22 protein-coding genes and 1 pseudogene are annotated in these 26054 nt (G+C 66.6%); 12 read left to right on the forward strand and 11 right to left on the reverse strand.

Annotation, left to right across the window (positions count from 1 at the left end):
* Nucleotides 1-11: 11 nt before the first annotated feature.
* Complete coding sequence (locus ACTT2I_RS11045; RefSeq protein WP_088434659.1) at nt 12-1424, reverse strand: class II fumarate hydratase; 1413 nt, start codon at nt 1422-1424, stop codon at nt 12-14.
* Between the two features lie 295 nt (nt 1425-1719).
* Here ACTT2I_RS11045 and ACTT2I_RS11050 point away from each other — a divergent pair, with 295 nt between their 5' ends.
* The 7 genes from ACTT2I_RS11050 (at nt 1720) to lpdA (ending at nt 12595) form a co-directional block, all read left to right on the forward strand.
* Nucleotides 1720-3042 carry a hemolysin family protein gene (locus tag ACTT2I_RS11050; protein WP_088434660.1) on the forward strand — a complete coding sequence of 441 codons (1323 nt, stop codon included), beginning with the start codon at nt 1720-1722 and terminating at the stop codon, nt 3040-3042.
* A 37-nt stretch (nt 3043-3079) separates the two neighbouring features.
* A complete protein-coding gene (purB, locus tag ACTT2I_RS11055) occupies nt 3080-4447 on the forward strand; it encodes an adenylosuccinate lyase (RefSeq protein WP_026070207.1) in 1368 nt (455 codons plus the stop codon).
* Nucleotides 4448-4509: 62 nt separating this feature from the next.
* The gene (locus tag ACTT2I_RS11060) at nt 4510-5913 is read left to right on the forward strand and encodes a ribosomal protein uL16 3-hydroxylase (protein ID WP_421099377.1); all 1404 of its coding nucleotides are present in this window, start codon (nt 4510-4512) and stop codon (nt 5911-5913) included.
* A 14-nt stretch (nt 5914-5927) separates the two neighbouring features.
* Nucleotides 5928-6836 carry a GNAT family N-acetyltransferase gene (locus ACTT2I_RS11065; RefSeq protein ID WP_421099376.1) on the forward strand — a complete coding sequence of 303 codons (909 nt, stop codon included), beginning with the start codon at nt 5928-5930 and terminating at the stop codon, nt 6834-6836.
* A gap of 184 nt (nt 6837-7020) precedes the next feature.
* A complete protein-coding gene (locus tag ACTT2I_RS11070; protein WP_421099375.1) occupies nt 7021-9852 on the forward strand; it encodes a 2-oxoglutarate dehydrogenase E1 component in 2832 nt (943 codons plus the stop codon).
* Nucleotides 9853-9895: 43 nt separating this feature from the next.
* The gene (sucB, locus tag ACTT2I_RS11075) at nt 9896-11098 is read left to right on the forward strand and encodes a dihydrolipoyllysine-residue succinyltransferase (protein ID WP_088434664.1); all 1203 of its coding nucleotides are present in this window, start codon (nt 9896-9898) and stop codon (nt 11096-11098) included.
* A 60-nt stretch (nt 11099-11158) separates the two neighbouring features.
* Nucleotides 11159-12595 (forward strand): dihydrolipoyl dehydrogenase, encoded by a 1437-nt coding sequence (gene lpdA, locus ACTT2I_RS11080; protein WP_088434665.1) that lies wholly within the window; start codon nt 11159-11161, stop codon nt 12593-12595.
* A gap of 143 nt (nt 12596-12738) precedes the next feature.
* Here the strand turns inward: lpdA and ACTT2I_RS11085 are convergent, their stop codons facing one another.
* The 8 genes and pseudogenes from ACTT2I_RS11085 to ACTT2I_RS11120 all read right to left on the reverse strand — a co-directional run bounded on the left by ACTT2I_RS11085 (nt 12739) and on the right by ACTT2I_RS11120 (nt 21920).
* Nucleotides 12739-12954, reverse strand: a complete 216-nt coding sequence (locus ACTT2I_RS11085; RefSeq protein ID WP_088434666.1) for a hypothetical protein — start codon at nt 12952-12954, stop codon at nt 12739-12741.
* A 109-nt stretch (nt 12955-13063) separates the two neighbouring features.
* Nucleotides 13064-14488, reverse strand: coding sequence for a replicative DNA helicase (locus ACTT2I_RS11090; protein WP_019185928.1), 1425 nt, complete (start codon nt 14486-14488; stop codon nt 13064-13066).
* 214 nt (nt 14489-14702) lie between these two features.
* Complete coding sequence (locus ACTT2I_RS11095) at nt 14703-15263, reverse strand: NADPH-dependent FMN reductase (protein ID WP_088434667.1); 561 nt, start codon at nt 15261-15263, stop codon at nt 14703-14705.
* 121 nt (nt 15264-15384) lie between these two features.
* Nucleotides 15385-17328: an asparagine synthase (glutamine-hydrolyzing) gene (gene asnB, locus ACTT2I_RS11100; RefSeq protein WP_421099374.1), complete on the reverse strand. Its 1944-nt coding sequence runs from the start codon at nt 17326-17328 to the stop codon at nt 15385-15387.
* A 3-nt stretch (nt 17329-17331) separates the two neighbouring features.
* Nucleotides 17332-19611 (reverse strand): thiamine pyrophosphate-dependent enzyme, encoded by a 2280-nt coding sequence (locus tag ACTT2I_RS11105; RefSeq protein ID WP_421099373.1) that lies wholly within the window; start codon nt 19609-19611, stop codon nt 17332-17334.
* Between the two features lie 46 nt (nt 19612-19657).
* A complete protein-coding gene (locus ACTT2I_RS11110) occupies nt 19658-20317 on the reverse strand; it encodes a glutathione S-transferase family protein (protein WP_421099372.1) in 660 nt (219 codons plus the stop codon).
* A gap of 91 nt (nt 20318-20408) precedes the next feature.
* A pseudogene (locus ACTT2I_RS11115) lies at nt 20409-20959 on the reverse strand (GNAT family N-acetyltransferase).
* Between the two features lie 130 nt (nt 20960-21089).
* Nucleotides 21090-21920, reverse strand: a complete 831-nt coding sequence (locus ACTT2I_RS11120) for a glycine zipper 2TM domain-containing protein (RefSeq protein ID WP_088434672.1) — start codon at nt 21918-21920, stop codon at nt 21090-21092.
* A gap of 159 nt (nt 21921-22079) precedes the next feature.
* Between ACTT2I_RS11120 and ACTT2I_RS11125 the strand changes: the two genes are divergently transcribed.
* The gene (locus ACTT2I_RS11125) at nt 22080-22304 is read left to right on the forward strand and encodes a DUF6116 family protein (RefSeq protein ID WP_088434673.1); all 225 of its coding nucleotides are present in this window, start codon (nt 22080-22082) and stop codon (nt 22302-22304) included.
* Nucleotides 22301-23062, forward strand: coding sequence for a TatD family hydrolase (locus ACTT2I_RS11130; RefSeq protein ID WP_088434674.1), 762 nt, complete (start codon nt 22301-22303; stop codon nt 23060-23062). Before ACTT2I_RS11125 ends, ACTT2I_RS11130 begins: the two co-directional genes overlap by 4 nt.
* 22 nt (nt 23063-23084) lie before the next feature.
* On the opposite strand, the gene ACTT2I_RS11135 is transcribed toward ACTT2I_RS11130, so the two are convergent.
* On the reverse strand, nt 23085-23897 hold the full coding sequence (locus tag ACTT2I_RS11135; protein ID WP_421099371.1) for a tRNA threonylcarbamoyladenosine dehydratase: 813 nt from the start codon (nt 23895-23897) through the stop codon (nt 23085-23087).
* Nucleotides 23898-23993: 96 nt separating this feature from the next.
* Here ACTT2I_RS11135 and ACTT2I_RS11140 point away from each other — a divergent pair, with 96 nt between their 5' ends.
* Together ACTT2I_RS11140 and ACTT2I_RS11145 are read left to right on the forward strand one after the other, a co-directional pair.
* Nucleotides 23994-24434 carry a cytochrome c gene (locus tag ACTT2I_RS11140; protein WP_088434676.1) on the forward strand — a complete coding sequence of 147 codons (441 nt, stop codon included), beginning with the start codon at nt 23994-23996 and terminating at the stop codon, nt 24432-24434.
* Between the two features lie 118 nt (nt 24435-24552).
* On the forward strand, nt 24553-25038 hold the full coding sequence (locus ACTT2I_RS11145; RefSeq protein ID WP_019185918.1) for a glycine zipper 2TM domain-containing protein: 486 nt from the start codon (nt 24553-24555) through the stop codon (nt 25036-25038).
* A gap of 88 nt (nt 25039-25126) precedes the next feature.
* On the opposite strand, the gene ACTT2I_RS11150 is transcribed toward ACTT2I_RS11145, so the two are convergent.
* Complete coding sequence (locus tag ACTT2I_RS11150; protein WP_019185917.1) at nt 25127-25330, reverse strand: cold-shock protein; 204 nt, start codon at nt 25328-25330, stop codon at nt 25127-25129.
* A gap of 232 nt (nt 25331-25562) precedes the next feature.
* Between ACTT2I_RS11150 and ACTT2I_RS11155 the strand changes: the two genes are divergently transcribed.
* Nucleotides 25563-26048: a DUF456 domain-containing protein gene (locus ACTT2I_RS11155; protein WP_293979092.1), complete on the forward strand. Its 486-nt coding sequence runs from the start codon at nt 25563-25565 to the stop codon at nt 26046-26048.
* The last annotated feature ends 6 nt before the right edge of the window (nt 26049-26054 follow it).

Below are 26054 nucleotides of genomic sequence, written 5' to 3' on the forward strand. Positions count from 1 at the left end.
AGTGCCCGCGATCAACCGCCACCACCACCACCGGCATGGATGCCGCCGGCCGTCAGCGCGGCCGGATCGAGCAGCCTGCGCAGCTCCGCCTCGGGCAGACCGCTGTCTTCCCGGGCCACGTCCAGCACCGGGCGCTGTTCCTTGTAGGCACGCTTGGCGATCGCGGCGGCCTTTTCATAGCCGATGATCGGGTTCAGCGCGGTCACCAGGATCGGGTTGCGATCCAACGCCTCGCGCACACGTTCCTCGCGCACCTTCAGCCCGGCGATCGCGGTATCGGCCAGCAGGCGGGTGATGTTGGCCAGCAGATTGATGCCATCGAGCAGGTTCGCGGCGATCAACGGCAGCGTCACGTTCAACTGGAAGTTGCCGGTCTGCCCGGCCACGGTGATCGCGGTGTGGTGGCCGATCACCTGCGCGCACACCATCACGGTGGCCTCGGGAATCACCGGATTGACCTTGCCCGGCATGATCGAGCTGCCCGGCTGCAGCGCCGGCAGTTCGATCTCGCCCAGGCCGGCCAGCGGACCGGCATTCATCCAGCGCAGGTCGTTGGCGATCTTGATCAGCGCCACCGCCAACGCGTTGAGCTGGCCGGACAGTTCAACCGCATCATCCTGCGCGGCCAGGCCTTCGAACTTGTTCTCGGCACTGTCGAACTTGATGCCGGTCTGCTGCTTGAGCTGCTTGGCCACCTGCGCGCCAAACCGCGGATCAGCGTTGATGCCGGTGCCGATCGCCGTGCCACCCAGCGGCAGCCGACGCAGGCGCTTGAGGCTGTCTTCGATGCGCTCCTGGGCAGAGGACAACTGCGCCGACCAGGCACCGAATTCCTGCTCGAAGGTCAGCGGCATCGCATCCATCAGATGGGTGCGGCCGGTCTTGACCACCTTGCGCAGTGCGCGGCCGCGCTTGTCGATGGTCTTGCGCAGGTGCACCAGCGAGGGCAGCAGCTGCTCATGCACGCCCAGCAGCGCCGAGACGCGCAGCGCGGTCGGGATCACGTCGTTGGAGCTCTGCCCCTGGTTGACGTGATCGTTGGGATGCACCGCGGTCTTGCCCGCCTTGCCGGCACGGTTGGCCAGCGTGGCGATGACCTCGTTGGCATTCATGTTCGAGGACGTGCCCGAACCGGTCTGGTACACATCGATCGGGAAGTGCGCGTCATGGCGTCCCTCGGCGACTTCGGCGGCCGCCGCTTCGATGGCCTTGCCGATGTTGCGCGGCAGATGGCCCAGCTCGACGTTGACGTTGGCCGCAGCGCCCTTGACCAGGCCGAGTGCGCGGATGAAACCGCGCGGCATGCGCTGGCCCGACACCGGGAAATTATCGACGGCGCGCTGGGTCTGCGCGCCCCACAACGCATCGGCGGGCACCTGCAGCTCGCCCATGCTGTCGTGTTCAATCCTGAAACCCTTGCTCATTGCTTCAACTCCGCACATCTTTCGTGGATGAAAGGGAACCTGCGGCTGGCAACGGGCCTGATTCCCTGGCTGGCGGCTCTGATCACGATACTCCCAAGCCCCACTGAAACCCAACAACGCAGTGGATCGGCTAGACTCGGGATTCGTTTTCATTCAGACAGACTGCCGCCCCCATGGGTGACGATCCCGACAGTAGTACCGGGCGTGCCGCCGCGCACGCACTGATGACCGCCCTCGCCGCCCCGGCGAACGCGGGTGCCATTCCGCCTCAGGCAGCAGCGCTGCGGAGCCGCGGATGATCGGCAACCTCCTGCTTCTTGTGCTGGCCCTGCTGCTGGTGGTGCTCAACGGCTTCTTCGTGGCCGCCGAGTTCGCGCTGGTCAAGCTGCGCCACACCCAGGCCGTCGGCCTGGCCGAGAACCATGGCTGGCGGGGACGCCTGCTGCTCAATGTGCACTCGCACCTGGATGCGTACCTCTCTGCCTGCCAGCTGGGCATCACGCTGTCCTCGCTGGGCCTGGGCTGGGTCGGCGAGCCGGCCTTCGCACACCTGCTGCAGCCGTTGTTCGACACCTTGGGGCTGACCCCGGAAGCCTCGCGCCTGACGTCCTTCATCATCGCCTTCAGCCTGATCTCGTTCCTGCACATCGTGCTGGGCGAGCTGGCGCCGAAATCGATGGCGATCCGTCGCCCCGAGGCGATGTCGCTGTGGACGGCCGCGCCGTTGTACCTGTTCTACTGGGCGATGTATCCGGCGATCTGGCTGCTCAACAACAGCGCCAACGCGCTGCTGCGGCTGGCCGGCTGGGGCGATGTGGAGCACACCTCGCACCGCTATTCGCGCGAGGAGCTCAAGCTGATCGTGGGTCGCCAGCAACCGGTCGGCAGTGCGCCGGATCAGGACCTCACCCTGATGAGCCACGCACTGGAACTGCCCGAACTGGTGGCCGGCGATCTGATGCGCTCACGCGACCACATGCGCTCGTTCCGCGACGGCATGGACCTGGCCGATGTGATGGCCGAGTTCGCCGAAAGCCGCTACAGCCGCTACCCGTGGTTCGACCGCGATGGCGAGGAAGTCCTCGGCATCCTGCACATGAAGGATCTGCTGGTCGAGATCGCCCGCGGCAACTCCACCGACGACCTGCGCCCATTGCTGCGCCCGGCCAATCTGATCGCGCTGGAAACCCCGGTCCCGCTGGTGCTGGAGCGCTTCCGCACCGGCACCACCCACCTGGCCCTGTGCGTGGAAGAGCACGGCCGCATCCTGGGCTACTTCACCCTGGAAGACCTGTTGGAAGTGGTGGTCGGCGATATCGAGGACGAACACCCGCATATCGTCAAGGACGCCCCCACCCGCGGCGCCGACGGCACCCTGCTGGTGGCCGGCTCGACCTCGATCTTCCGGTTGGAGCGCCTGCTGGGGCATGACCTGAGCGCGCCGGACCACCTCAATTCGGTCGGCGGGCTGATCGTGCACCAGCTGCAGCGGCTGCCCGAGGAAGGCGAGCAGCTGGAGATCGACGGGCACCAGTTCACGATCAAGCGCATGGCCGGGCACCGGATCCAGGCCGTGACGGTGCGCATGGCACAGGCCGAGGACGCCGGGGCAGCGTAGAATGGCGGCCCCCGCTGCCACCGATCTGCGCCCTGCCATGTCCGAATTCGCCCTGCTCGCCCTGTCCCCGCTCGATGGCCGCTACGCCGGCAAGGTCGACGCCCTGCGCCCGATCTTCTCCGAATACGGCCTGATCAAGGCCCGCGTGAAGGTGGAAGTGGAATGGCTGCTGGCACTGGCCAATGAGCCGGGCATCGTGGAGCTGGCGCCGTTCTCGGCCGCTGCCACCGCGCGCCTGCGCGCCCTGGCCGACGACTTCGCCCCGGCCCACGCCGCGCGGGTGAAGGAGATCGAGCGCACCACCAACCACGACGTCAAGGCCGTGGAGTACTTCATCAAGGAGCAGCTCACCGCCGATGCGGAGCTGGGCCCGGCGCTGGAATTCGTGCATTTCGCCTGCACCAGTGAAGACATCAACAACCTCAGCTACGGGCTGATGCTCGAGCAGGCCCGCCGCGAAGTGCTGCTGCCCTCGCTGGACAACATCGCCGGCGTGCTGCGCGCCCTCGCCCACGCCCAGGCCGCCCAGCCGATGCTGTCGCGCACCCATGGCCAGACCGCCTCGCCGACCACCCTGGGCAAGGAAGTGGCCAACGTGGTCGCCCGCCTGGAGCGCCAGCGCCGGCAGATCGCCGCGGTCGAGCTGACCGGCAAGATCAATGGTGCGGTGGGCAACTACAACGCGCACGTCATCGCTTACCCGGATGTGGACTGGCCGGCCTTCGCCCAGCGCTTCGTGGAAAGCCTCGGCCTGGTGTTCAACCCGTACACCACCCAGATCGAACCGCATGACAACGTCGCCGAGATCGGCGATGCCGCGCGCCGCGCCAACATCATCCTGATCGACCTGGCCCGCGACGTCTGGGGCTACATCTCGCTGGGCTACTTCAAGCAGAAGCTCAAGGAAGGCGAAGTCGGCTCCTCGACCATGCCGCACAAGGTCAACCCGATCGACTTCGAGAACGCCGAAGGCAACTTCGGCATCGCCAACGCCCTGTTCGAGCATTTCAGCGCCAAGCTGCCGATCAGCCGCTGGCAGCGTGACCTGACCGACTCCACCGTGCTGCGCGCGGTCGGCACCGCCTTCGGCCACACCCAGGTCGCCCTGGATTCGCTGGCCAAGGGCCTGGGCAAGCTGACCGTCAATCCGGAACGCCTGGACGCCGACCTGGACGCCGCGTGGGAAGTGCTGGCCGAAGCCGTGCAGACCGTCATGCGCCGCCATGGCCTGCCCAACCCCTACGAACAGCTCAAGGCGCTCACCCGCGGCCAGGGCATCACCACCGAATCGATGCAGGCCTTCGTTGAATCGCTGGACCTGCCGGCCGACGCCAAGCAGAGCCTGCGCGCCCTGACCCCGGGCGGCTACATCGGCCTGGCAGCGGACCTGGCCAAGGCGATCTGAAGGCATGGGCGCGGCCCCGCTGCGCCCCGAATTCCCGTCTACACGTTGCAAGGATCTCCCCCATGGCCGCACGCAAGATCAAAACTCCCGTCATCGAAATCCAGGCCCGCCCCGGCCTGCCGCTGGGCATGCCCGCCGCCACCTTCCTGCGCGATTACTGGCAGAAGCGCCCGCTGCTCATCCGCGGCGCCTTCCCGGATTTCGAGACCCCGGTGCAGCCCGAAGACCTCGCCGGCCTGGCGTGTGAAGAAGGCGCGCTGTCGCGCCTGATCACCCACGACCGCGCCACCGACGGCTGGAGCGTGCGCACCGGCCCGTTCCAGGAAGAAGAGTTCCCCGGCATGCCCGACCACGACTGGACCCTGCTGGTCCAGGACGTGGACAAGTGGGACGCCGACGTGCGCGCCCTGATCAGCCACTTCGATTTCCTGCCGCGCTGGCGCATGGACGATGTGATGATCAGCTTCGCCGCCACCGGCGGCTCGGTCGGCGCCCATGTGGACCAGTACGATGTCTTCCTGCTGCAGGCCCACGGCCATCGCCGCTGGCAGATCGACGCCAGCGAATCGATCAAGGGCAAGCGCCCGCCGCTGGACTTCCGCGACGACGTCGAGCTCAAGCTGCTGCGCCGCTTCAAGCCGACCCATGACTGGGTGCTGGCCCCGGGCGACATGCTCTACCTGCCGCCGAACGTGCCGCACAACGGCGTCGCCGAAGACCCGTGCCTGACGTTCTCGTTCGGCATGCGCGCCCCGGCCTCGGCCGAGCTGATCAGCGACTACCTCGATACCCTGATCGAGGGCGCCGACGAGTCCATCCGCTACCAGGATCCGGACCTGAAGGTCCCGGAAGACCCGAACGAAATCGACGTGGTCTCGATGAACCGCGTGGTCGAAGCGCTCAATGCCATCCGCATGAACGATCCGGACAAGCTCGGCGACTGGTTCGGCCGCTTCATCACCACCTACCGCGCCGCCGGGGAAGTGATGGCGCACGGCGAACCGCTGCCGCGCGAAGAGATCGAAGCCGCGCTGGGCGCGGGCGTGGAACTGCAGCGCCACCCGTGGGCGCGCCTGGCCTGGCGTCGTGCCAAGCGCGGTGCCAGCCTGTACTGCAGCGGCCTGGACTTCGCCCTGCCGGTCAAGGATGCGCAGGTGCTGGCCGGCACCGAACAGATCGGCGCGGCCTTGTACCAGAAGCTCTCGGCCAAGGGCCGTGATGCCGTGCAGGCACTGGTTGCCGGCGGCTTCTACCAGCTGGTGGAGGACACCGGGCTGGAGGACGAAGACGACTACGTCGCCGAGTACGACATCGTCGACGGCACCGATGCGGTCGAGGTCATCGATGACGAGGCCGTCGAGGCCGACGTGCACGAGGTCACCATCCATGACGACGGTATCGAAGTGATCGTCGATTTCGACGACAGCGACGAGACCGACGGCAAGGACGAGCCCCAGCGCGGCTGAGCGCCCCGCCCGCGATGACCGGCTCCCGCTTCCACGTCGAGGTGGTCGATTACCCGGCGCAGCACGCTGCGCTGCACCGGGTGCGGTTCACCGTGTTCGTCGATGAACAGAAGGTCCCTGCCGGGCTGGAGATCGACGCCCTCGATCCCTTGAGCGTGCATGTTCTGGCCCGTGACGCCGCTGGCACCCCGATCGGTGCCGGCCGGCTCACCCCGGATGGCCGGATCGGCCGCATGGCCGTGCTGGCCGCCTGGCGTGGCAAAGGTGTCGGCGATGCCCTGCTGCTGGCCCTGGTCGACCAGGCCCGGGCCCGGGGCTGGCGCGAGGTCGGGCTGCATGCGCAGCTGCCGGCCCGCGTGTTCTATACCCGGCAGGGCTTTCTGCCGGAAGGCGAGATCTTCGAAGAGGCCGGCATCGCCCACCAGCACATGCGGCTGGCCCTGTCCGGTGCAGTCGCGATCGAGCGCGCCGAAGAGGCCGTGGCGATCACCACCGCGTTGATCCACCGCGCCCGTCGCCAGCTGTGGATCCACAGCCGCCAGCTCGACCCCGGCCTGCTCGATGCACCGCCGGTGCTGGAAGCGTTGCGCCGCTACGCCACCGCCCGCCACGACAAACAGGCCTGGCTGATCGTCCACGACAGCGCCGCCATCCGTCAGGCCGGCTCACCCGTGCTGAGCCTGCTCCAGCGGCTGCCGAGCGTCTTCCGGGTGCGCGAGGTGAGCGATCCGATCGACCGCGCGACGCCATCTGCCTGCCTGCTCAACGATACGGGCGACTACTACTTTCGTCTGAGCGGCCACCGCTTCGATGGCGAGGCCGGCCTGGCCCAACCGGCACGTTCACGACCGTTGCAGGAAGGTTTGCAGCGCGTATGGGAACGTTCGCGTGATTGCAGCGAACTGCGGGCACTCGGCCTGTAGCCCACTGCGCGGCCCCGAACCTGTCTGGGAATGACACCGCGGTTCCCGCACTGGACCGTACGGTGCCCCTTCCTGTCGCGTTGGGGGTACAATTTGGGGCGTTAGATACCGCCCGCGCAGGCTATTCACTTTTCCCTGCCGGATCATCGAAGCCTTACCCCACAAGCGAATCCGACTCTCCATCGTGGACAATCAACTGAAGCAGTTTGCGCAATCTTCGCAGCTCGCCGGCGGCAACGCCTCCTATATCGAGGATCTGTACGAGCAGTACCTCGTTTCTCCGGACAGTGTCGATCCCAAATGGAAGACCTACTTCGACGGCTTCCAGGGCCGCGAAGCCGGTGATATTCCGCATTCGGCCGTCATCGCCCACATTGCCGACGCCGCCAAAAACGCCATCAAGAGCGGCACCGCCGATGGTGCCGGCGACGAGCGCGAGCGCAATGTCGGCCGCCTGATCACCGCTTACCGGTCGCGTGGCCACCTCGGTGCCCGCCTGGACCCGCTGAGCCTGACCGCGCCGACCAATCCGCCGGATCTGGGCCTGCCGTTCCACAGCCTGTCGGAAAGCGACCTGGGCAGTGAGTTCAGCACCGGCGGCGTCGCCGGCCAGCCGCGCATGAAACTGCGTGACCTGCTGGAGCGCCTGAAGAAGACCTACACCGGCTCGATCGGTGCGGAATTCATGCACATCTCCGAGGTCGAGCAGCGCCAGTGGCTGTACCAGCGCCTGGAAATGGCCGGTGGCAACTACAACCTGGACGCAGACACCCAGCGCCGTACCCTGGAGCGCCTGACGGCTGCCGAGGGTCTGGAACGCTACCTGCACACCAAGTACGTGGGCCAGAAGCGCTTCTCGCTGGAAGGCGGCGATTCGCTGATCCCGATGATGGACACCATCATCCGTGACGCCGGCAAGGATGGCGTCAAGGACGTGGTGATCGGCATGGCCCACCGCGGCCGCCTGAACGTGCTGGTCAACACCCTCGGCAAGAGCCCGCGCAAGCTGTTCGACGAGTTCGAAGGCAAGTTCGAGCATGACGATCACGCCTCCGCGGGCGACGTGAAGTACCACATGGGCTTCTCGGCGGACGTTTCCACCGCCGGTGGCGCCGTCCACCTGGCGCTGGCGTTCAACCCGTCGCACCTGGAAATCGCCGATCCGGTCGTGGCCGGCAGCGTGCGCTCGCGCCAGGAACGCCGTGGCGACACCGCCCGCAAGCAGGTGATGCCGATCCTGATCCACGGTGACGCGGCCTTCGCCGGTCAGGGCGTGGTGATGGAACTGTTCCAGATGTCCCAGGCCCGCGGCTTCGCCGTCGGTGGCACGGTGCACATCGTGGTCAACAACCAGGTCGGTTTCACCACCTCCAACCCGGAAGATTCGCGTTCCACGCTGTACTGCACCGACGTGGCCAAGATGATCGCCGCGCCCGTGCTGCACGTGAACGGCGACGACCCGGAAGCGGTCGTGTTCGCCGCCAAGCTGGCCTTCGAGTTCCGCCAGAAGTTCAGCAAGGACGTGGTCATCGATCTGATGTGCTACCGCCGCTGGGGCCACAACGAAGCCGATGAACCGGCCATCACCCAGCCGCTGATGTACCAGGTCATCCGCAAGCACCAGACGACCCGCGAGCTGTACGCCGCGACGCTGGAAGCAGCCGGCGTGATCGAAGCCGGTGGCGGCAAGGCGCTGGTCGATGCGTACCGCAACAAGCTCGATGCCGGTGAAGTCACCACCGAGCTGGCCCAGGTCGAGAAGACCCCGGCGACCAGCAAGATGTATGTCGACTGGCCCAAGCTGCTCAACGGCAAGCTGTCCGATGCCATCTCCACCGCCGTGGGCATGGAGAAGGTCAAGCAGCTGGCGCAGATCATCAACACCGTGCCGGAAGGTGTGGAACTGCACTCGCGCGTGGCCAAGGTCTATGACGACCGCCGCAAGATGGCCGCTGGCGAGATCCCGGGCGACTGGGGCTTTGCCGAGAACCTGGCCTACGCCACCATCCTCGATGAAGGCAACAACCTGCGCCTGGTCGGCCAGGACGTCGGCCGCGGTACGTTCACGCACCGCCACGCGATCCTGCACGACCAGAAGACCGACAACTACTACCTGCCGCTGCGCCAGCTGGTCGAGTCGCCGGAACAGGCCACCATCATCGATTCGCTGCTCAGCGAAGAAGCGGTGATGGCCTATGAGTACGGCTTCTCCACCACCGATCCGAACACCCTGTGCATCTGGGAAGGCCAGTTCGGCGACTTCGCCAACGGCGCCCAGGTCGTGATCGATCAGTTCATCGCCGCCGGTGAAGCCAAGTGGGGCCGCATCACCGGCCTGACCCTGCTGCTGCCGCACGGTTACGAAGGCCAGGGCCCGGAGCACAGCTCCGCACGCCTGGAGCGTTTCCTGCAGCTGTGCGCGCTGGAGAACATGCTGGTGTGCGTGCCGTCGACCCCGGCGCAGGCATACCACATGCTGCGTCGCCAGATGCGCATGACTACCCGCAAGCCGCTGATCGTGATGTCGCCCAAGTCACTGCTGCGCCACAAGCTGGCCGTGTCGACCCTGGACGAACTGGCCAACGGCGAGTTCCAGCACCTGATCGGCGATGCCAACGCAGACGCCAAGAAGGTCAAGCGCGTGGTGCTGTGCTCGGGCAAGGTCTACTACGACCTGCTGGAAGACCAGACCAAGCGTGGCCAGGACGATGTCGCCATCATCCGCGTGGAGCAGCTGTATCCGTTCCCGCGCGTGGCACTGGCGGCAGAGCTGAAGAAGTACGGCAAGGCGGCCGATGTGGTGTGGTGTCAGGAAGAACCGCAGAACCAGGGTGCCTGGTACCAGATCCGCCACCACCTGCAGGCCTGCCTGGCCGATGGCCAGAGCATCCATTACGCAGGTCGCGCCCGTTCGGCATCGCCGGCCGCTGGACACATGGCTGACCACATCATCGAACAGCAGAAGCTGATCGCCGATGCCCTGGTCAACCCGTTCAACGACTCGGTCGCTGAATAACTCTCCCCCTCATTCTAGAAAAGACAAATCAGGAAGCTCCCGCATGGCCACCGAAGTCAAAGCCCCGGTACTGCCCGAATCCGTCGCCGACGGCACCATCGCCACCTGGCACAAGAAGGTCGGCGATGCCGTCAAGCGCGATGAAAACCTGCTTGATCTGGAAACCGACAAGGTCGTCCTGGAAGTGCCGTCGCCGGTCGATGGCGTGCTGAAGGAGATCAAGTTCGAGGTGGGCGCCACCGTGACCTCGAGCCAGATCGTGGCGATCATCGAAGAAGGCGCCGTGGCCGATGCCCCGGCTCCGGCGGCCGAAGAGAAGAAGGCCGAGGCCGCTCCGGCCAAGGCGGCCGCGCCGGCCGCTGCCGCAGCGCCGGCCCCGGCGGCCAAGTCCGCTGCCGATTCGCTGCCCCCGGGCGCCCGCTTCACGGCCATCACCGAAGGCGTGAATCCGGCCGACGTGGACGGCACCGGCCGCCGCGGCGCGGTGACCAAGGAAGACATCGTCAACTTCGCCCGCAACGGTGGCGCCGGCAAGTCCGGTGGCGCACGTCCGGAAGAACGCGTGCCGATGACCCGCATCCGCAAGCGCATCGCCGAGCGCCTGATGCAGTCCAAGAACGGCACCGCGATGCTGACCACCTTCAACGAGGTCGACCTGTCCAAGGTCTCGGCCGCGCGTAAGGATCTGCAGGACGAGTTCGTCAAGGCCCACGGCATCAAGCTGGGCTTCATGAGCTTCTTCGTGAAGGCTGCCGCCAACGCGCTGCAGCGCTTCCCGCTGGTCAATGCCTCGATCGATGGTGACGACATCATCTATCACGGCTACTCGGACATCTCGATCGCCGTGTCGACCGAGAAGGGTCTGGTGACCCCGGTGCTGCGCAACGTCGAGCGCATGTCCTTTGCCGACATCGAAAAGACCATCGCCGACTACGCCAAGAAGGCCCGTGACGGCAAGCTGAGCCTGGAAGAACTGCAGGGCGGCACCTTCACCGTGACCAACGGCGGCACCTTCGGTTCGCTGCTGTCGACCCCGATCATCAACCCGCCGCAGAGCGCCATCCTGGGCATGCACGCCATCAAGGAGCGTCCGATCGCCCAGAACGGCCAGGTCGTGATCGCGCCGATGATGTACCTGGCGCTGTCCTACGACCACCGCATCATCGATGGCAAGGACTCGGTGCAGTTCCTGGTGGACATCAAGAACCAGCTGGAAAACCCGGGCCGCATGCTGTTCGGCCTGTAAGACCTCCCGCCCCTCCGCGCCTGCGCGGAGGGGTTCTGGTAAAGAAACAAGGAACTATCAATGGCTGAACAATTCGACGTCGTCGTCATCGGTGCCGGTCCGGCCGGCTATCATGCCGCCATCCGCGCCGCGCAGCTGGGTCTGAAGACCGCCTGCATCGACGCTGCGCTGGGCAAGGACGGCAAGCCGGCCCTGGGCGGCACCTGCCTGCGCGTGGGCTGCATTCCGTCCAAGGCGCTGCTGGATTCCTCGCGCCAGTTCTGGAACATGGGCCACATCTTTGGCGACCACGGCATCAGCTTCAAGGATGCCAAGATGGACGTCGAGGCGATGGTTGGCCGCAAGGACAAGATCGTCAAGCAGTTCACCGGCGGCATCGCCATGCTGTTCAAGGCGAACAAGGTCACCGCGTACTACGGTTTCGGTGAGCTGCAGCCGGGCAACATCGTCAAGGTGAAGCAGCACGACGGTTCGGAAGTCGAGCTGAAGGGCACCAACGTCATCATCGCCGCCGGTTCGGACTCGATCGAACTGCCGTTCGCCAAGTTCGATGGCGACACCATCGTCGACAACGTCGGCGGCCTGGACTTCACCGAAGTGCCGGCACGTCTGGCCGTGATCGGTGCCGGCGTGATCGGCCTGGAACTGGGCAGCGTGTGGAAGCGCCTGGGTTCGGAAGTGACCATCCTGGAAGCGCTGCCGGACTTCCTGGCCGCGGCTGATGCCGAAGTGGCCAAGACCGCCTTGAAGGAATTCAAGAAGCAGGGCCTGGACATCCGCTTGGGCGCCAAGGTCTCCAAGGCCGAAGTGACCGGCAAGGGCAAGAAGAAGGAAGTCGCCCTGACCTACACCGATGGTGAAGGCGAGAAGAACCTCATCGTGGACAAGCTGCTGGTGGCTGTTGGCCGTCGCGCCGCCACCAAGGGCCTGCTGGCCGAAGGCACCGGCGTCAAGATCAACGAGCGGGGCCAGATCGAAGTGGACGCACACTGCCACACCGGCGTCGATGGCGTCTGGGCGGTCGGTGACTGCGTGCGCGGGCCGATGCTGGCGCACAAGGGCTTCGAGGAAGGCATCGCCGTGGCCGAGCTGATCGCTGGCCTGCCGGGCCACGTCAACTTCGACACCATCCCGTGGGTGATCTACACCGAACCGGAGCTGGCCTGGGTCGGCAAGACCGAGCAGCAGCTCAAGGACGAAGGCATCCCGTACAAGGCCGGCAGCTTCCCGTTCGCCGCCAACGGCCGTGCCGTGGCGATGATCGAGCCGTCGGGCTTCGTGAAGGTCCTGGCGCACGCCGAGACCGACCGCATCCTGGGCATGCACCTGGTCGGCGCGAACGTCTCCGAGCTGGTGCACGAAGGCGTGCTGACCATGGAGTTCAGCGGTTCGGCCGACGACCTGGCGCGGATCTGCCACGCGCATCCGTCGCTGTCGGAAGTGGTGCATGACGCCGCCATGGCCGTGAGCAAGCGCGCGATCCACAAGGCCAACTGAGCCTTGTTGGTGGCGTAACGAAAAACCCCGCTTCGGCGGGGTTTTTTGTGGGCGACAGGTAGCGCCGGCCGCTGGCCGGCTCCTCGCCATCCGGGCAGAAGAGCCGCCGGCCAGCGGCCGGCCCTACCCGATCCCAGTGTTATTCAGGCAGTCGCCGTGCGCCCGCCACCCAGGAGCCGCGCCGGCAGCATCAACAGTGCGCCCAGGAAAGCAAACAGGGCCGAGAACGTGATCCCCACCAGACGGAACGGCAGGCTGATCAACCACACGAACGGCCACGCCACCAGGGCCAGGATCGCCAGCGGCCAGCACAGCACGAACAGCAGGCACCACACGCCCAGGGCGAACAGGGTCTTCATCGTCGGTCTCCGTTGGCGGCACCCTGCCGCCCGGACACCACCATCGCGCCCTGCCCGGGCGCACTGCAACGGGTTTGCGACGAAACCCGGAATACGCCGATGAAACCCCTTACTCGAACGAACCCACCGAGTCGTGCGACAGGTTGTCGAAGCGGGTGTACTCACCGAAGAACTTGAGCTTGCACGAGCCGGTCGGGCCGCCTCGGTGCTTGCCGATGATGATCTCGGCCAGGCCCTTGTCCGGCGAGTTTTCCTTGTTGTAGTAGTCGTCGCGGTAGATGAACACGATCATGTCCGCGTCCTGCTCGATAGCGCCGGATTCGCGAAGATCGGCCATCACCGGACGCTTGTCGGTACGCGTTTCCAGCGAGCGGTTGAGCTGGGACAGTGCGATCACCGGCACGTTGAGCTCCTTGGCCAGGCCCTTCAACGAACGCGAGATTTCCGAGATTTCGGTCGCGCGGTTTTCGCTGTTGCCCGGCACGCTCATCAGCTGCAGGTAGTCGATCACAATCAGGCCCAGGTCGTGCTCGCGCTTGAGGCGGCGGCACTTGGAGCGCAGGATTTCCGGCGACACGCCCGGCGTATCGTCGATGAAGATCTTGGTTTCCTTCAGCATCCGGATCGCGCCGGTGACGCGGCTCCAGTCCTCGTCTTCCAGCTGGCCGGTACGCAGGCGCTGGGCGTTGATGCGGCCGTTGGAGGAGATCAAGCGCATCGCCAGCTGCGAGGCCGACATTTCCATCGAGAACACCGCAACGCCCTTCTTGGACTTGATCGCGGCGTACTCGGCGATGTTCAGCGCGAAAGTGGTCTTGCCCATCGCCGGGCGCGCGGCCAGGATGATCAGATCGGTCGGCTGCAGGCCGGCGGTCATCGCGTCGAAGTCGGCATAGCCGGTCGGCAGGCCGGTGATGTTGCCGCCGTTCTCGAAGCGGATGCGCAGCTCTTCGAAGGCATCCTTCAGTGCGCCGGGCATCGCCACGAAATCGGTCCGGCCGCGCGCGCCCTGCTCGGCGATCGCGAACACGGATTTTTCGGCGGCCGACAGCAGCTCGCTGCTCTCACGCCCTTCGGGCTGGAAGCCATCGTTGACGATGTCGGTGCCGACCTGGATCAGCTGGCGCAGCACCGCCTTGTCGCGCACGATCTCCGCATAGGCGGCGATGTTGGCGGCCGACGGCGTGGTGCTGGCCAGTTCGATCAGGTACGCGCCATCGCCCACCAGCTCCATCTTGCCCTGCGATTCGAACCACTCGCCCAAGGTCACCGCATCGAACGGGCGATCACGCTCGGAGAGCTCGCGGATCGCACGGTAGATCATCTGGTGATCGCGGCGGTAGAAGTCGGTTTCGGTCAGCTGGTCGTTGACCCGGTCATAGCTCTCCGGGGCCAGCATCAGCCCGCCCAGCACCGCCTGTTCGGCCTCGATCGAATGCGGCGGCACGCGCAGGGCGTCGATGCGCATCTCATCGCGATCAAAGCGGTCACCGCGGTCTTTGCGGTCGGAACGGAAGCCAGAACGGGCGGACATGGGGGGCGTACTTCCTGCAGTGTGAGGCGTGGGACATGGTAGGCACGCGGGGAGCCCCGCAGCCATGCACAAACCTGTGGATAAACAGTGGATGAGCTGGGGATACCGGCGCCTGCCGGTACGATCGGCCGGGGCCGTCGCATCGCGTGCGACGGACGCCCTTGCGACGTCCGTCCACGCCATTATCGCAGAAGCCCGACCCGCCCGCGGTGGATCAGTGCGTGCCGCCGTGGGTGCCAACCCAGGCGATGAACGTGTCCACGAAGCCCTGCAGGAAGTCCTTGGTGCCCTCGTTGCTGATCGTGCCGTGCTCGTCGATCAGCCCTTCCTTGAAATGCAGGAAGGCCTCGGGCTGGCCCAGCACCGGCATGTCCAGGTAGGCCAGGATGTTGCGCAGGTGCTGCTGGGCCAGGGCGGTGCCGATCACCCCGATCGAGGCACCGATCACCGCCGCCGGCTTGCCCGCGAAGGCACTGTCGCCATACGGGCGCGAGCCGAGGTCGATGGCGTTCTTGAGCACGCCCGGCACCGAGCGGTTGTATTCGGGGGTGACGAACAGCACCGCATCGGCGTCACGGATCTGCTGTTTGAGGCGGACGCCCTGGCTGGGGTAGTCCTTGTCGAAATCCTGGTTGTACAGCGGCAGGTCGCCGATCTCCACGTAGGAGAACACCGCCTTGCCGGCGGCCAGCTTCTCCAGCGCGCGTGCCAGCACCCGGTTGTGGGAGCCCTTGCGCAGGCTGCCCACCAGTACGGCGATCTTGTAGTCGGCCATCACGTCATCTCCGTCGGGGAAAGGCCCAGCCTAGGCGGGCCCACCTTCGGCAACGGTGAAGGCGACGTCGGCCACCCCACGGGTGGCTGCTTTCGGTCCGGACGTACCCGCACGCGCGTTGCTATGCGCTCGTCACATCGGCGCGTGCGTTGCGCCAATGCGCCTGCCAGGCCTGGAACATCAACACGTTCCACAGATGCGTGTGCCATTTGCGCTCGCCCTGCTTGAACTGCTGCCACAGCGGCGCCACCGCCTCGACGTTGAACACGCCCTCTTCGGCCAGCCGCGCCGGATCCAGCAGCTCATCGGCCCAGCCGCGCAGGTCGCCCTTGAGCCACGCGCTGACCGGGGCACCGAAACCACGCTTCGGGCGGTGCACCATGTCCTGCGGCACGTAGCGGCCAAGCACCCGCTTGAGCAGGTACTTGCTGACGCCATCGCGCTGTTTCATCGCCATCGGCAGCGACCAGGCGAACTCGGCGACGCGCCAGTCCAGCAGCGGCGCGCGGGCTTCCAGGCTGACCGCCATGCTGGTGCGGTCCACCTTGCACAGCAGGTCATCGGGCAGATAGGTGCTGAAATCGGCCAGCATCATCGCGTCCGCCGGCGAGCCGGCGCCGTGCAGCGGATCGGCCAGGTCGTAGAAACTGCCGGCCGCCTGGGCGCCACGTACCGCGGCGACCGGGTCGCGCCAGCGGGAGATCCGGTTGCGGTAGACATCGCCGATCCCGCGCGCGCCCGACTCGGCCAGCAAGGCTGCAAGACCGCCGGTGCGCGAGGCCTCGCCCTGCGTGTGCGCGTGACTGGCCATCCAGCGCCGCAGCGGCGCCGGCACCTTGCCCAGCAGCCGCCAGTTGCGCATCGCCCGCTGGTAGCGGGTGTAGCCGAAGAACAGTTCATCGCCCCCGTCACCGGACAGCGCCACGGTCACACCCTGCCGCGCCAGCTTGGCGACCAAGGCGGTGGGCACCTGCGAGGCATCGGCGAAGGGTTCATCGAACATCGCCGGCAGAGTGGGCACCACCGCCAGCGCATCGGCACCGCTGACATACAGCTCGGTGTGATCACAGCTCAGGTGCTGGGCCAGCGACTTGGCCAGCGGCGCTTCGTCATGGTCCGAGCCGGTGAAGCCGATGCTGAAACTGTGCACCGGCTGGCTCGACTGCGCCTGCATCAGCGCGGCTACCACCGAGGAATCGGTGCCGCCGGAGAGGAACACGCCGACCGGCACATCGGCCACCATGCGCAGCGCCACCGCGTCGCGCAGCACCGCATCCAGCCGTTCTTCGGCCTCGGCCTCGTTGCCGGTGAACGGCGCGGCCAGTGCCTGCTGCATGCGCTCGCGCGCATTCCAGAACGGCTGCTGCAGCTGGTCCGGCCGGTGCGCGGCAGCGCCGGCGGCTACCGCCTCGGCGTCCAGCCGCAGCACGCGGCCGGGCATGAGCTTGAAGCAGCGCTCATGGATGCAGTGCGGCGCGGGAATGTAGTCCAGCCGCAGCAGCAGGGTCAGTGCGTCGCGGTCGACCTCGTTGTCGAAGGCCGGGTGCTGCCACAAGGCCTTGAGCTCGGAGCCGAACACCAGCGTTTCACCGGCCCAGCCGTAGTACAGCGGTTTCTTGCCGACCCGGTCGCGGGCCAGCCACAGGCAGCGCTCGGCGCGGTCCCACAGGGCGATGGCGAACATGCCGTTGCTGCGCTGCAGGGTTTCCTCGAAGCCCCACTGGGTGATCGCGGCGAGCAGCACTTCAGTGTCCGAATGGCCGCGGAAGCCATGCCCCAGCGCTTCCAGTTCGGCGCGCAGCTCGGCGAAGTTGTAGACCTCGCCGTTGTAGGCCAGCACGTAGCGGCCATCCACCGAGGTCATCGGCTGGTGACCCAGCGGCGACAGGTCCAGGATGCTCAGCCGGCGATGCGCCAGTGCGATGCCGGCCGAGGCATCGGCCCACACCCCGCTGTCATCCGGGCCACGGTGCACCAATGCGTCGCCCATGCGCCGCGCCTGTTCTTCCAGTGCTGCCTGCTCCCTTGCCGGAGCGGGCAGCAACATGCCTGCCAATCCACACATGTATCAATGGTCCTGCGCCAGCGCGAGGGCGGCGTTCAATACCGCATTGTCGCTTGGAAGCACGCACAATGCTGCCCCCGCCAGCGGCGTGTAGGTATCGGCCCCGCACACGCGCCGGACCGGCAGATGCCCGAGCCCCGCCTCGACCAGCGCGGTGATCACGCCCTCCCCCACCCCCGCGCTCTGCCGGCCCTCATCGACGACGAGCACGCGCTGGGCATCGGCGGCCTGGCCGCTGATGAAGCCGGCGTTGAGCGGCACCAGCCAGCGCAGGTCGACCACCCGCACCTGCCAGCCCAGCTGCTGCTCGATCGCCCGGGCCGCACGCAGGCTCATCGGCACGCCATTGCCGTAGGTGAAGATCACCAGGTCACTGGCCTCCGGCGCGTAGACCCGGCCCTCGCCGAGCACCAGGGCCTGGTCCGGAGCCGGATACGGGAACAGCCACTGGCCATCCCCCGGGGCGTGCAGGTCCTTGGTCATGTACAGCGCGATCGGTTCGAGGAACACCGCGACCCGGCCATCGACGGTCGCCAGGGCCGCCAGCGTGCGCAGCATCATCGCCGCGTCGTCGCCGCGCGAAGGACAGCCGACTACCAGGCCGGGGATGTCGCGCAGTGCGGCGATCGAGTTGTCGTTGTGGAAATGGCCGCCGAAGCCCTTCTGGTAGCCCAGCCCCGCGATCCGCACCAGCATCGGGTTGCGGTACTGATCGTTGGAGAAGAACTGCAGCGAGCACGCTTCGCCACGCAACTGGTCGGCCGCGTTGTGCAGGTAGGCCAGGTACTGGATCTCCGGGATCGGCAACATGCCCAGGTTCGCCAGGCCCTGCGCCATGCCCAGGATCATGGTTTCATCCAGCAGCGTGTTGAACACCCGGCGCGGGCCGAAGGCCTTCAGCAGGCCCTTGCTGACCGTATACACCCCGCCCTTCTGCGCGACGTCCTCACCGAACAGCAGCGTGGCCGGGTACTTGGCCATCAGATCGTGCAGGGCCTGGTTGATCTGGATCGCCAGATGGCGCGGCGACTGTGTTTCAGGCAGTTGCGCAGGGCCACCGAATGCGGCCGCTCGGGCATTATCCGCGGCCACGCGCGTGGCTTCGGCATGGACGGCCGCCGGCGAGTACGGCGCCAGCGGCGCGACGACCTCGGCCAGACCGGTCAGTTTGGGGCGTCGATCCGCTTCAGCGGCCGCGGCGAAACAGCGCGCGCGCACGCGCTCGTACAGATCGAGCACCTGGGCGGCGGTCATCCACCCGGACTGCAGCGCGATCGCCGCCGAGCGCAGCAGTGGATCGCTCGCTTCTGCCGCGCACAGCTCGGGCAACGGTCGCCATTCGATCTCGAAATCGGTGCCCGCATGGCCCATCAAACGCGTGGTGCGCAGGTGCAGAAAGGTCGGGCGGCGGGTCTGCCGGCAATGGGCCAGCGCGCGCTCGACCTGCGCGTGCCCCTCAACCAGGTCCAGCCCGTCGGCGGCGAAATAGTCCAGGCCCGGGCGGTGCGCGAAACTCTGCGCGATCCACCCGTCCGGGGTCTTCACCGAGATGCCGATGCCGTTGTCCTCGCAGACGAACAGGATCGGTGCCGGCAGCCGCTGATACGACGCCCACGCGGCGGTGTTGAACGCAGTCTGCGCGGTGGCGTGGTTGGCCGAGGCATCGCCGAAGGAGCAGATCACCACGCTGTCGCCGGGAATCGGCAGCGTGTGGCCGATGCGCCGCCCGCTTTCGATGGCCAGTGCGGTGCCCAACGCCTTGGGCAGGTGCGAGGCGATGGTGGAGGTCTGCGGCAGTACCCACAGTGGCTTGCTGCCCCACACCTTGTGGCGCCCGCCGCTGGCCGGATCGTCCCGGCTGGCCGCGAACGAGAGCGCCGCGTCCATCACCGGGTCCATGCCCGGCAGCTTGCGGAAGCGCTCGGCCATGAAGCCGCCGGAACGGTAGTGCAGGAACGCCGGATCGGTGTGCCGGGCCAGCCGCGCGACCAGCGCATTGCCCTCATGGCCGGACGAGCCGATCGTATAGAAGACCTTGTTCTGCACGCGCAGCACGCGAGCCATCAGATCCAGGTGGCGGCTGATCAGCTGTGATTCGAATAGTTCGGCAAAGCCCCGCGCATCCAGCGTGCTGCCGGGCAGGATCGGCGCATCGGGTGCCGGCGTCGGCGCCGGATCGCCGCGCCACTGCTGCACGAAATCAATGAAGTTGGCGTCGCAGATCTCGGCCCGGTTGAGGCCTTTCATGCGCGCGGGAATCGGATCGGGAACCACAGCAAACATGCATCACCCTCCGTGACGTGCTGCGTAGGCGGATAACCGGATGGACTCAGCGGGACTGCGCGAACAGGGCCTGCACCTCCGGCAGCGGCGCGGGCATGGGGACGAAACCCGGCTGCTCGCGCACGCGCTGCAGCCAGGCCTGGACGGCCGGGTACGGGGCCAGCGCGACACCGCCGTCGGCGGCGACATCGGTGTAAGCGAACAGCGCGATATCGGCGATGCCGTAAGCACGGCCACTGAACCACGGCGCCGTGCCCAGATGCTCTTCCATCACCGCCAGCGCCTGTGCCGAGCGCTCACGCAGGCGCGCCAGCTCGGCGCGGCGCGGGGAGTCCGGGGGCGTCCAGCCACTGATGAAACGCGCGACCGCCAGGCAGGGTTCGTGGCTGTACTGTTCGAAGAACATCCAGCGCAGGGTCTGCGCACGCTCCCAGCCGTCGCTGGAGAGATACGGCGTCCCCTCGGCCAGCCAGAACAGGATCGCGTTGGATTCGGGCAGCACACGCCCGTCATCGCGCTGCACCAGCGGCACCTTGGCATTGGGGTTCATCGCCAGGAAATCCGGCGTATGGGTCTGGCCGTGCGCGCTGTCGACCTCGACCCAGTCGTAGCGCGTGCCCAGCTGCTCCAGCAGCAGCCGCACCTTGTGGCAGTTGCCCGACACGGACATGCCGTACACCGTCAATGGAGCCCGCAACGACGTCATCGCCACCCTCTTGCCCATGCACCGCGGGCGACCTGCCCGCGATGCCGAGTCTGGCCTCAGCGCAGCGTGTTTGCCAAGCGCGGGTGCAGCATCACGGTTGCCCTGCGCGGCGCTTCTGCCACTGCTGGCGCGACTGGCCCCAGATCTCGACCGGCTTGCCGGCGTGCGGCGGCGGCAGCTCGCCCATGCGCAGCAGCGAACTGCCGAGCTTGCGCGCGACGACCCTGGAGTTTTCGTTGGCCGCATCGATGGTGTGGATGATCTCCTCCCAGCCCAGCGTGTCGAACGCCCAGTCCATGCTGGCCGCCGCCGCCTCGGGCGCATACCCCTTGCCCCAGCTCTCGCGGCGGATGCTCCAGCCGACCTCGGTGCCCGGCCAGTCCAGCGGTTGCCAGGGACCCATGCGGCCAACCCACTCCCCGCTGCTTTTTCGATCACCGAGAACATCGAGAACCCGTACAGATGCCAGCTGCCGACCAGGCAGCTGAAGCTGCGCCATGCCTGCGACGGGGCCTGCACGCCGCCGAGGTGCTGCATGACCTCCGGGTCCGAGCAGAAACGCAGGAAGGCCTCGAAATCCTCGGCGCGTGGCGGGCGCAGGATCAGGCGGTCGGTCTCCAGCTGGAGGTCGAAAATGCTCATGGCGTCCTCGTGCGTTGCGTGGTGCGGTCATGATCGCAGACCCAGCGACCGGCATGCCGTGCGCCCTGCCCCACAACGCAACACGCCGGCTATTGCCGGCGTGTAGGTGATGCGTGCGAACGGTTGCGGATTACTGCTTGTTCGCACTCAGCGCGGCGGTCTGGGTAACCAGCTGACCGTCGATCACCGGCAGGCGATCGCTGCTCGGCTTGTTGTCCATCTTCACGGTCTTTTCGGCGCCATCGTAACGGTAGGTCACGTTGTAGCCGGTCACCGCATTGGTGGTGCCCATCGGGATGCGATTGCCCGGCTTGCTGGCCATGCGCATGGTGCCGGTGGTGCCGTCTTCATTGCGGTAGGTGACGTTGTAGCCGGTCACGCGGGTCGACTCGGAGGTCGCGGTTTCGGTATGGCACTGGCGCTCGGTGCGGTTGACCACACGGCCCCCCACATGGCGCTTGTCCACCTGGTTGCCGATCAGGCCACCGGCCACGGCACCGGCGGCCGTCGCGGCCTTGCGGCCATTGCCACCACCGACCTGGTTGCCGAGCAGACCGCCGATCACGGCGCCGGCAACCGTACCGCCGACATTGCCATCGCGCTCGGGCAGGCGCTCCTGCACCACCACGTCTTCGCAGACTTCATGCGGCGTCTGGGTGCTGGAGGTTTCGCGGACCGGCTCGGTGCCGATCACGGTGGCGTAGGCCTTTTCCTTCCTGGTTAACGGGTCGACCTTGACGATGTCGGCGTACTCCAGCTTGCCGGCCTTGTCTTCAATGGCCAGCTGATCAGTGCGCGCGCCGTCATCGGCCAGCGGCGTGGTGTCCAGGGTGGGCCGGCTCTGTGCAGCGGTCACCGCCTCGGGCGTGGCACTGCCGCCCTTCATGAAGGCAGCGGTGGCGATACCGCCAACCAGCAGCGCACCCGCAGCGACCAACGCAGTAGTAGTTGTACTTTTCATAACCGGCTCCTTGCGGGCGATCCGCAACGTTCTTGAGTGAATTCCAGCACGGCCAGCCTGAACGGAATCTCCACGGATCGTAAACATCCGGCCGCCCATTCAGGTTCGGTGAGCCTTGCGCTCGTGATAGCGTTTACAGCATCTGCCCAGGAGTGCGTCATGTCCAATCCCATGCTGTTGCCGGTGCTGGAATGGGCGCGTCGGCTGCGCTACCCCACCCTGTTCAAGATCACGGCCGCGCTGTTCGCGGTGACCCTGGTGATCCCCGACCCGCTGCCGTTCGTCGATGAAATCCTGTTCGGCCTGGGCACGCTGCTGCTGGCCAACTGGAAACGGCGCGGCGACACGACGCCCCCGCCGTTGCCGAGCAAGCGCCGCGCTTGAGGTTGATCGACAGTCATTGCCATCTGGATGCGGGCGAGTTCGATGCTGATCGCACTGAGGTGATCGCGCGTGCCCGCGCGGCGGGCGTGTTCGCACAGGTGGTGCCTGCGGTGACCGCGGCGAGCTGGCCGGGCCTGCGCGACGCCTGCCGGCTGGCCGACGGACTGCACCCCGCGTACGGCTTGCACCCGATGTTTCTGGACCAGCACCGCCCCGGACACCTCGACGACCTGCGGGAGTGGCTCGAGCGCGAGCGCCCCTGCGCGGTCGGCGAGTGCGGGCTGGATTTCTTCGTCGAAGGGCTGGACCCGGACGCCCAGCAGCAGTACTTCCTCGGCCAATTGCGGCTGGCGCGCGAGTTCGAGTTGCCGGTGATCGTGCATGCGCGCCGGGCGGTGGATGCGGTGATCGCCGCGATCAAGCAGATCGGTGGGCTGCGCGGCGTGGTGCACAGCTTTTCCGGCAGCCCCGAGCAGGCGCGGCAACTGCACCAGCTCGGCTTCCTGATCGGGCTCGGTGGGCCGCTGACCTATGACCGCGCCCAGCGCCTGCACCGCCTGGTAGCCAGCATGCCCCTGGAGCAGCTGCTGCTGGAAACCGATGCACCGGATCAGCCCGATGTGGGGATCCGGGGTGAGCGCAATGAGCCGGCGCGGCTGCCGGTGATCCTGGCGGCGGTGGCGCGGCTGCGCGGGGAGCCGGCCGAGGCGATTGCCGCGCAGACCACGGCCAATGCCAAGGCCTTGTTCCGCATCTGAGCGGCAGGTAGATCGGTCTGGATCAGGCCTCGGCGGTCGCCGCACCTTTCTTCGGCTTCATCAACATCTCCAGCGCCTTGCCGACCGACGCAAATGCGAACGCGCCGGTGATATGCGTGGCCGCGCCCAGCCCGGCGCCGCAGTCCAGCTTCAGCGCCGCATCGGCGCCCAGGTTCGGGCGGATGCCGCACACGCTGCCATCGGCCTGCGGATACTTCACGTTTTCCAATGAGTACACCGCCGGCACGCCGAAGTAACGCGAGGCGTTCTTGGGGAAGTTGAAGTCGCTGCGCAGCTTCTTCCGGATCAGCGCCATCATTGCATCGTGTTCAGTGCGCGAGACATCACGGATCCGCACCAGGGTGGGATCGGTACGGCCACCGGCGGCGCCGACGGTCAGGATCGGCAGCTTGCGGCGGCGGCACCAGGCGATGGTCTCCACCTTGACCCGGAAGCTGTCGCAGGCATCGATCACCAGATCGAAATCGCGGTCCAGCAGCTCGACCATGTTGGACACCGTCAGAAACGAAGCGATCGCATCGACGCTGATGTCCGGGTTGATCGCGCGGCAGCGCTCGGCCATCGCCTCGGCCTTGTTGCGGCCGTACTGGCCGGCCAGGGCCGGCAGCTGGCGGTTGGTGTTGGATACGCAGATGTCGTCGGCATCGATCAGGGTCAGATGCCCCACGGCCGTGCGTGCCAAGGCTTCCACCACCCACGAGCCAACCCCGCCCATGCCCACCACCGCCACCCGGCGGGTGGCAAGCAGATCCACGGTGCCTACCCCATACAACCGGTCGATGCCGGCAAATCGTTCGCGCAATACGTCGTTCATGCGCCCATTTTAATGTGCGCAGGCCGGCACCGGTACGCGCCGTGGACAGGACGCGTCGTACCATCGCCGCAGCCACCTTCAAGGAAGCCCTTCACCATGAACGACCCCGTGACCCCGTCGCGCCGCCCGTCCGCCGCCTACCGCTATCTGTTCGTCGGCCTGCTCGGGCTGGTGATCGGCCTGATCGCCACGGTGATGGTCTCGCGCGCCATCCAGGCCCGCCAGGACCCCTTCCCGGATTCGCTGATGCACGTGATGAACCGCCAGGTGGAGCTGCTGCAGGCCGCGCAGGCGCAGAACCGCTGCAGCCTGGCCGACACCGTGCCGCGCCTGCAGACGCTGCGCTCGCTGTCCAATGATCTGGACCTGGCCTTCCCCGGCCTGAAGGACAGCCAAGGCTTCCAGCAGCACGCCAGCGCCCTGCGCGCCACGCTCAACGAGGCATTGGCGGCGCCGCCGACCGACTGCCCGGGGATGGCCACGCTGGTCGAAAAGATCCAGACCGACTGCAAGGCCTGCCACCAGGATTTCCGCTGATTCATCTTCCAGCCACGCTGGCAGCCCGGGATTGGCACGCTGTTCACGCAGCACAGGACACGATCTGCCCCATGCGCACCAGACGCATTCGACCACCCCTCTGGCCAGGAGATACACCATGAAGATTCAACTGATCGCCGCCGCTGCTGTTGCCACCGTCGCCCTGGCTGGCTGTGCCACCACCTCGCCCGGCTACGGCAGCAGTGGTTACAACAACGGCTACGGCAATTCCGGCGGCAATTACAACACCAACCGTTGCGCCGACTGCGGCATCGTGACCCGCATCAATCAGGTCGCTTCGGGCCGCAGCGCGCCGAGCGCGACCGGCGCGGTGCTGGGCGGCATCGTCGGCGCGGTCGCCGGCCATGAAATCTCCGACCACACCGGCGGCAGCCGCGGCAACAAGAACATCGCCGCCGCCGCAGGTGCCGTGGGTGGTGCACTGGCCGGCAACCAGATCCAGAAGAACGTCACCAGCGATACCTTCGACATCACGGTGCGCATGGATGATGGCCGTACCGTCGTCGTCAACCAGCGCGATCTGGGCGGCATCCGCGAGAACACCTACGTCCGCGTGGTCAACGGCAAGGTGATCCTGCGCTGAGCTGCCTGGCAGCCACCGCATGGAATAGAAAAGGGCCCGCTTGCGCGGGCCCTTTTCATGTCTCAACCAGGCAGGACCCGGCGTGCGCTCAGAGCGGCTTGACCTTGTCGGCCTGCAGGCCCTTCTGGCCAGTCACCACTTCGAACTCGACTGCTTGCCCTTCCTTCAGGCTCTTGAAGCCCTGGGATTCGATCGCGCGGAAGTGCACGAACACATCTTCGCCGCTCTCACGGCTGATGAACCCGAAACCCTTCGCGTCGTTGAACCACTTGACGGTGCCCTTCTCAGCCATCTCAGCTACTCCCTAACTGTCTTGTTGTTGGATACACCCGTACAGGCGGCTGACAGCAAGGGGGAAGCGAGGTGCAACGATGCAGCGGATCTGGAAGATCTACCATCATCAGGCCACGATCCACGGTGACCTTGCCAAGCTCAGCGTCTGCAACTTAACCCGGGCAAAACGAAAAAGCAACTAGCTAAAAGCTTCCGATGTCAACCCCATTTCAGGAACCATACTCGAGAGCATGGACCCTTCATTCATCTTTCATCTGCTAGCCGTCCTGCTGGTGCTGGTCGGCATCGCCGGCATCATCCTTCCCGCCCTGCCCGGAATCCCCCTGGTCTTCGCCGGCCTGCTGCTGGCCGCCTGGGCAGACGACTTCGCGCATGTGGGCTGGCTGCCGCTGACAGTGCTGGGTCTGCTGACGCTGGCATCGTTCGCGGTGGATATCCTCGCCACGGTGGTCGGCGCGCAACGCGTGGGTGCCAGCCGCAAGGCGCTGTGGGGCACCTTCGTCGGCAGCATCGTCGGCCTGTTCTTCATGCCGATCGGCCTGTTCGTGGGGCCATTGGCCGGTGCGCTGCTTGGCGAGTACTGGCACACCCGCGAGCTCGGCCGCTCCACCAAGGTGGGGCTGGCGACGTGGCTCGGCATTCTGCTCGGGTTCGCGCTGAAGCTGGCGCTGGTAATCGCGATGCTGGGGCTGTTCGCGTTCGCGTGGTTCTTCTGACCGGCA

It is taken from the genome of Stenotrophomonas sp. PUT21 (assembly GCF_052232875.1).
GTDB lineage: Bacteria > Pseudomonadota > Gammaproteobacteria > Xanthomonadales > Xanthomonadaceae > Stenotrophomonas > Stenotrophomonas maltophilia_N.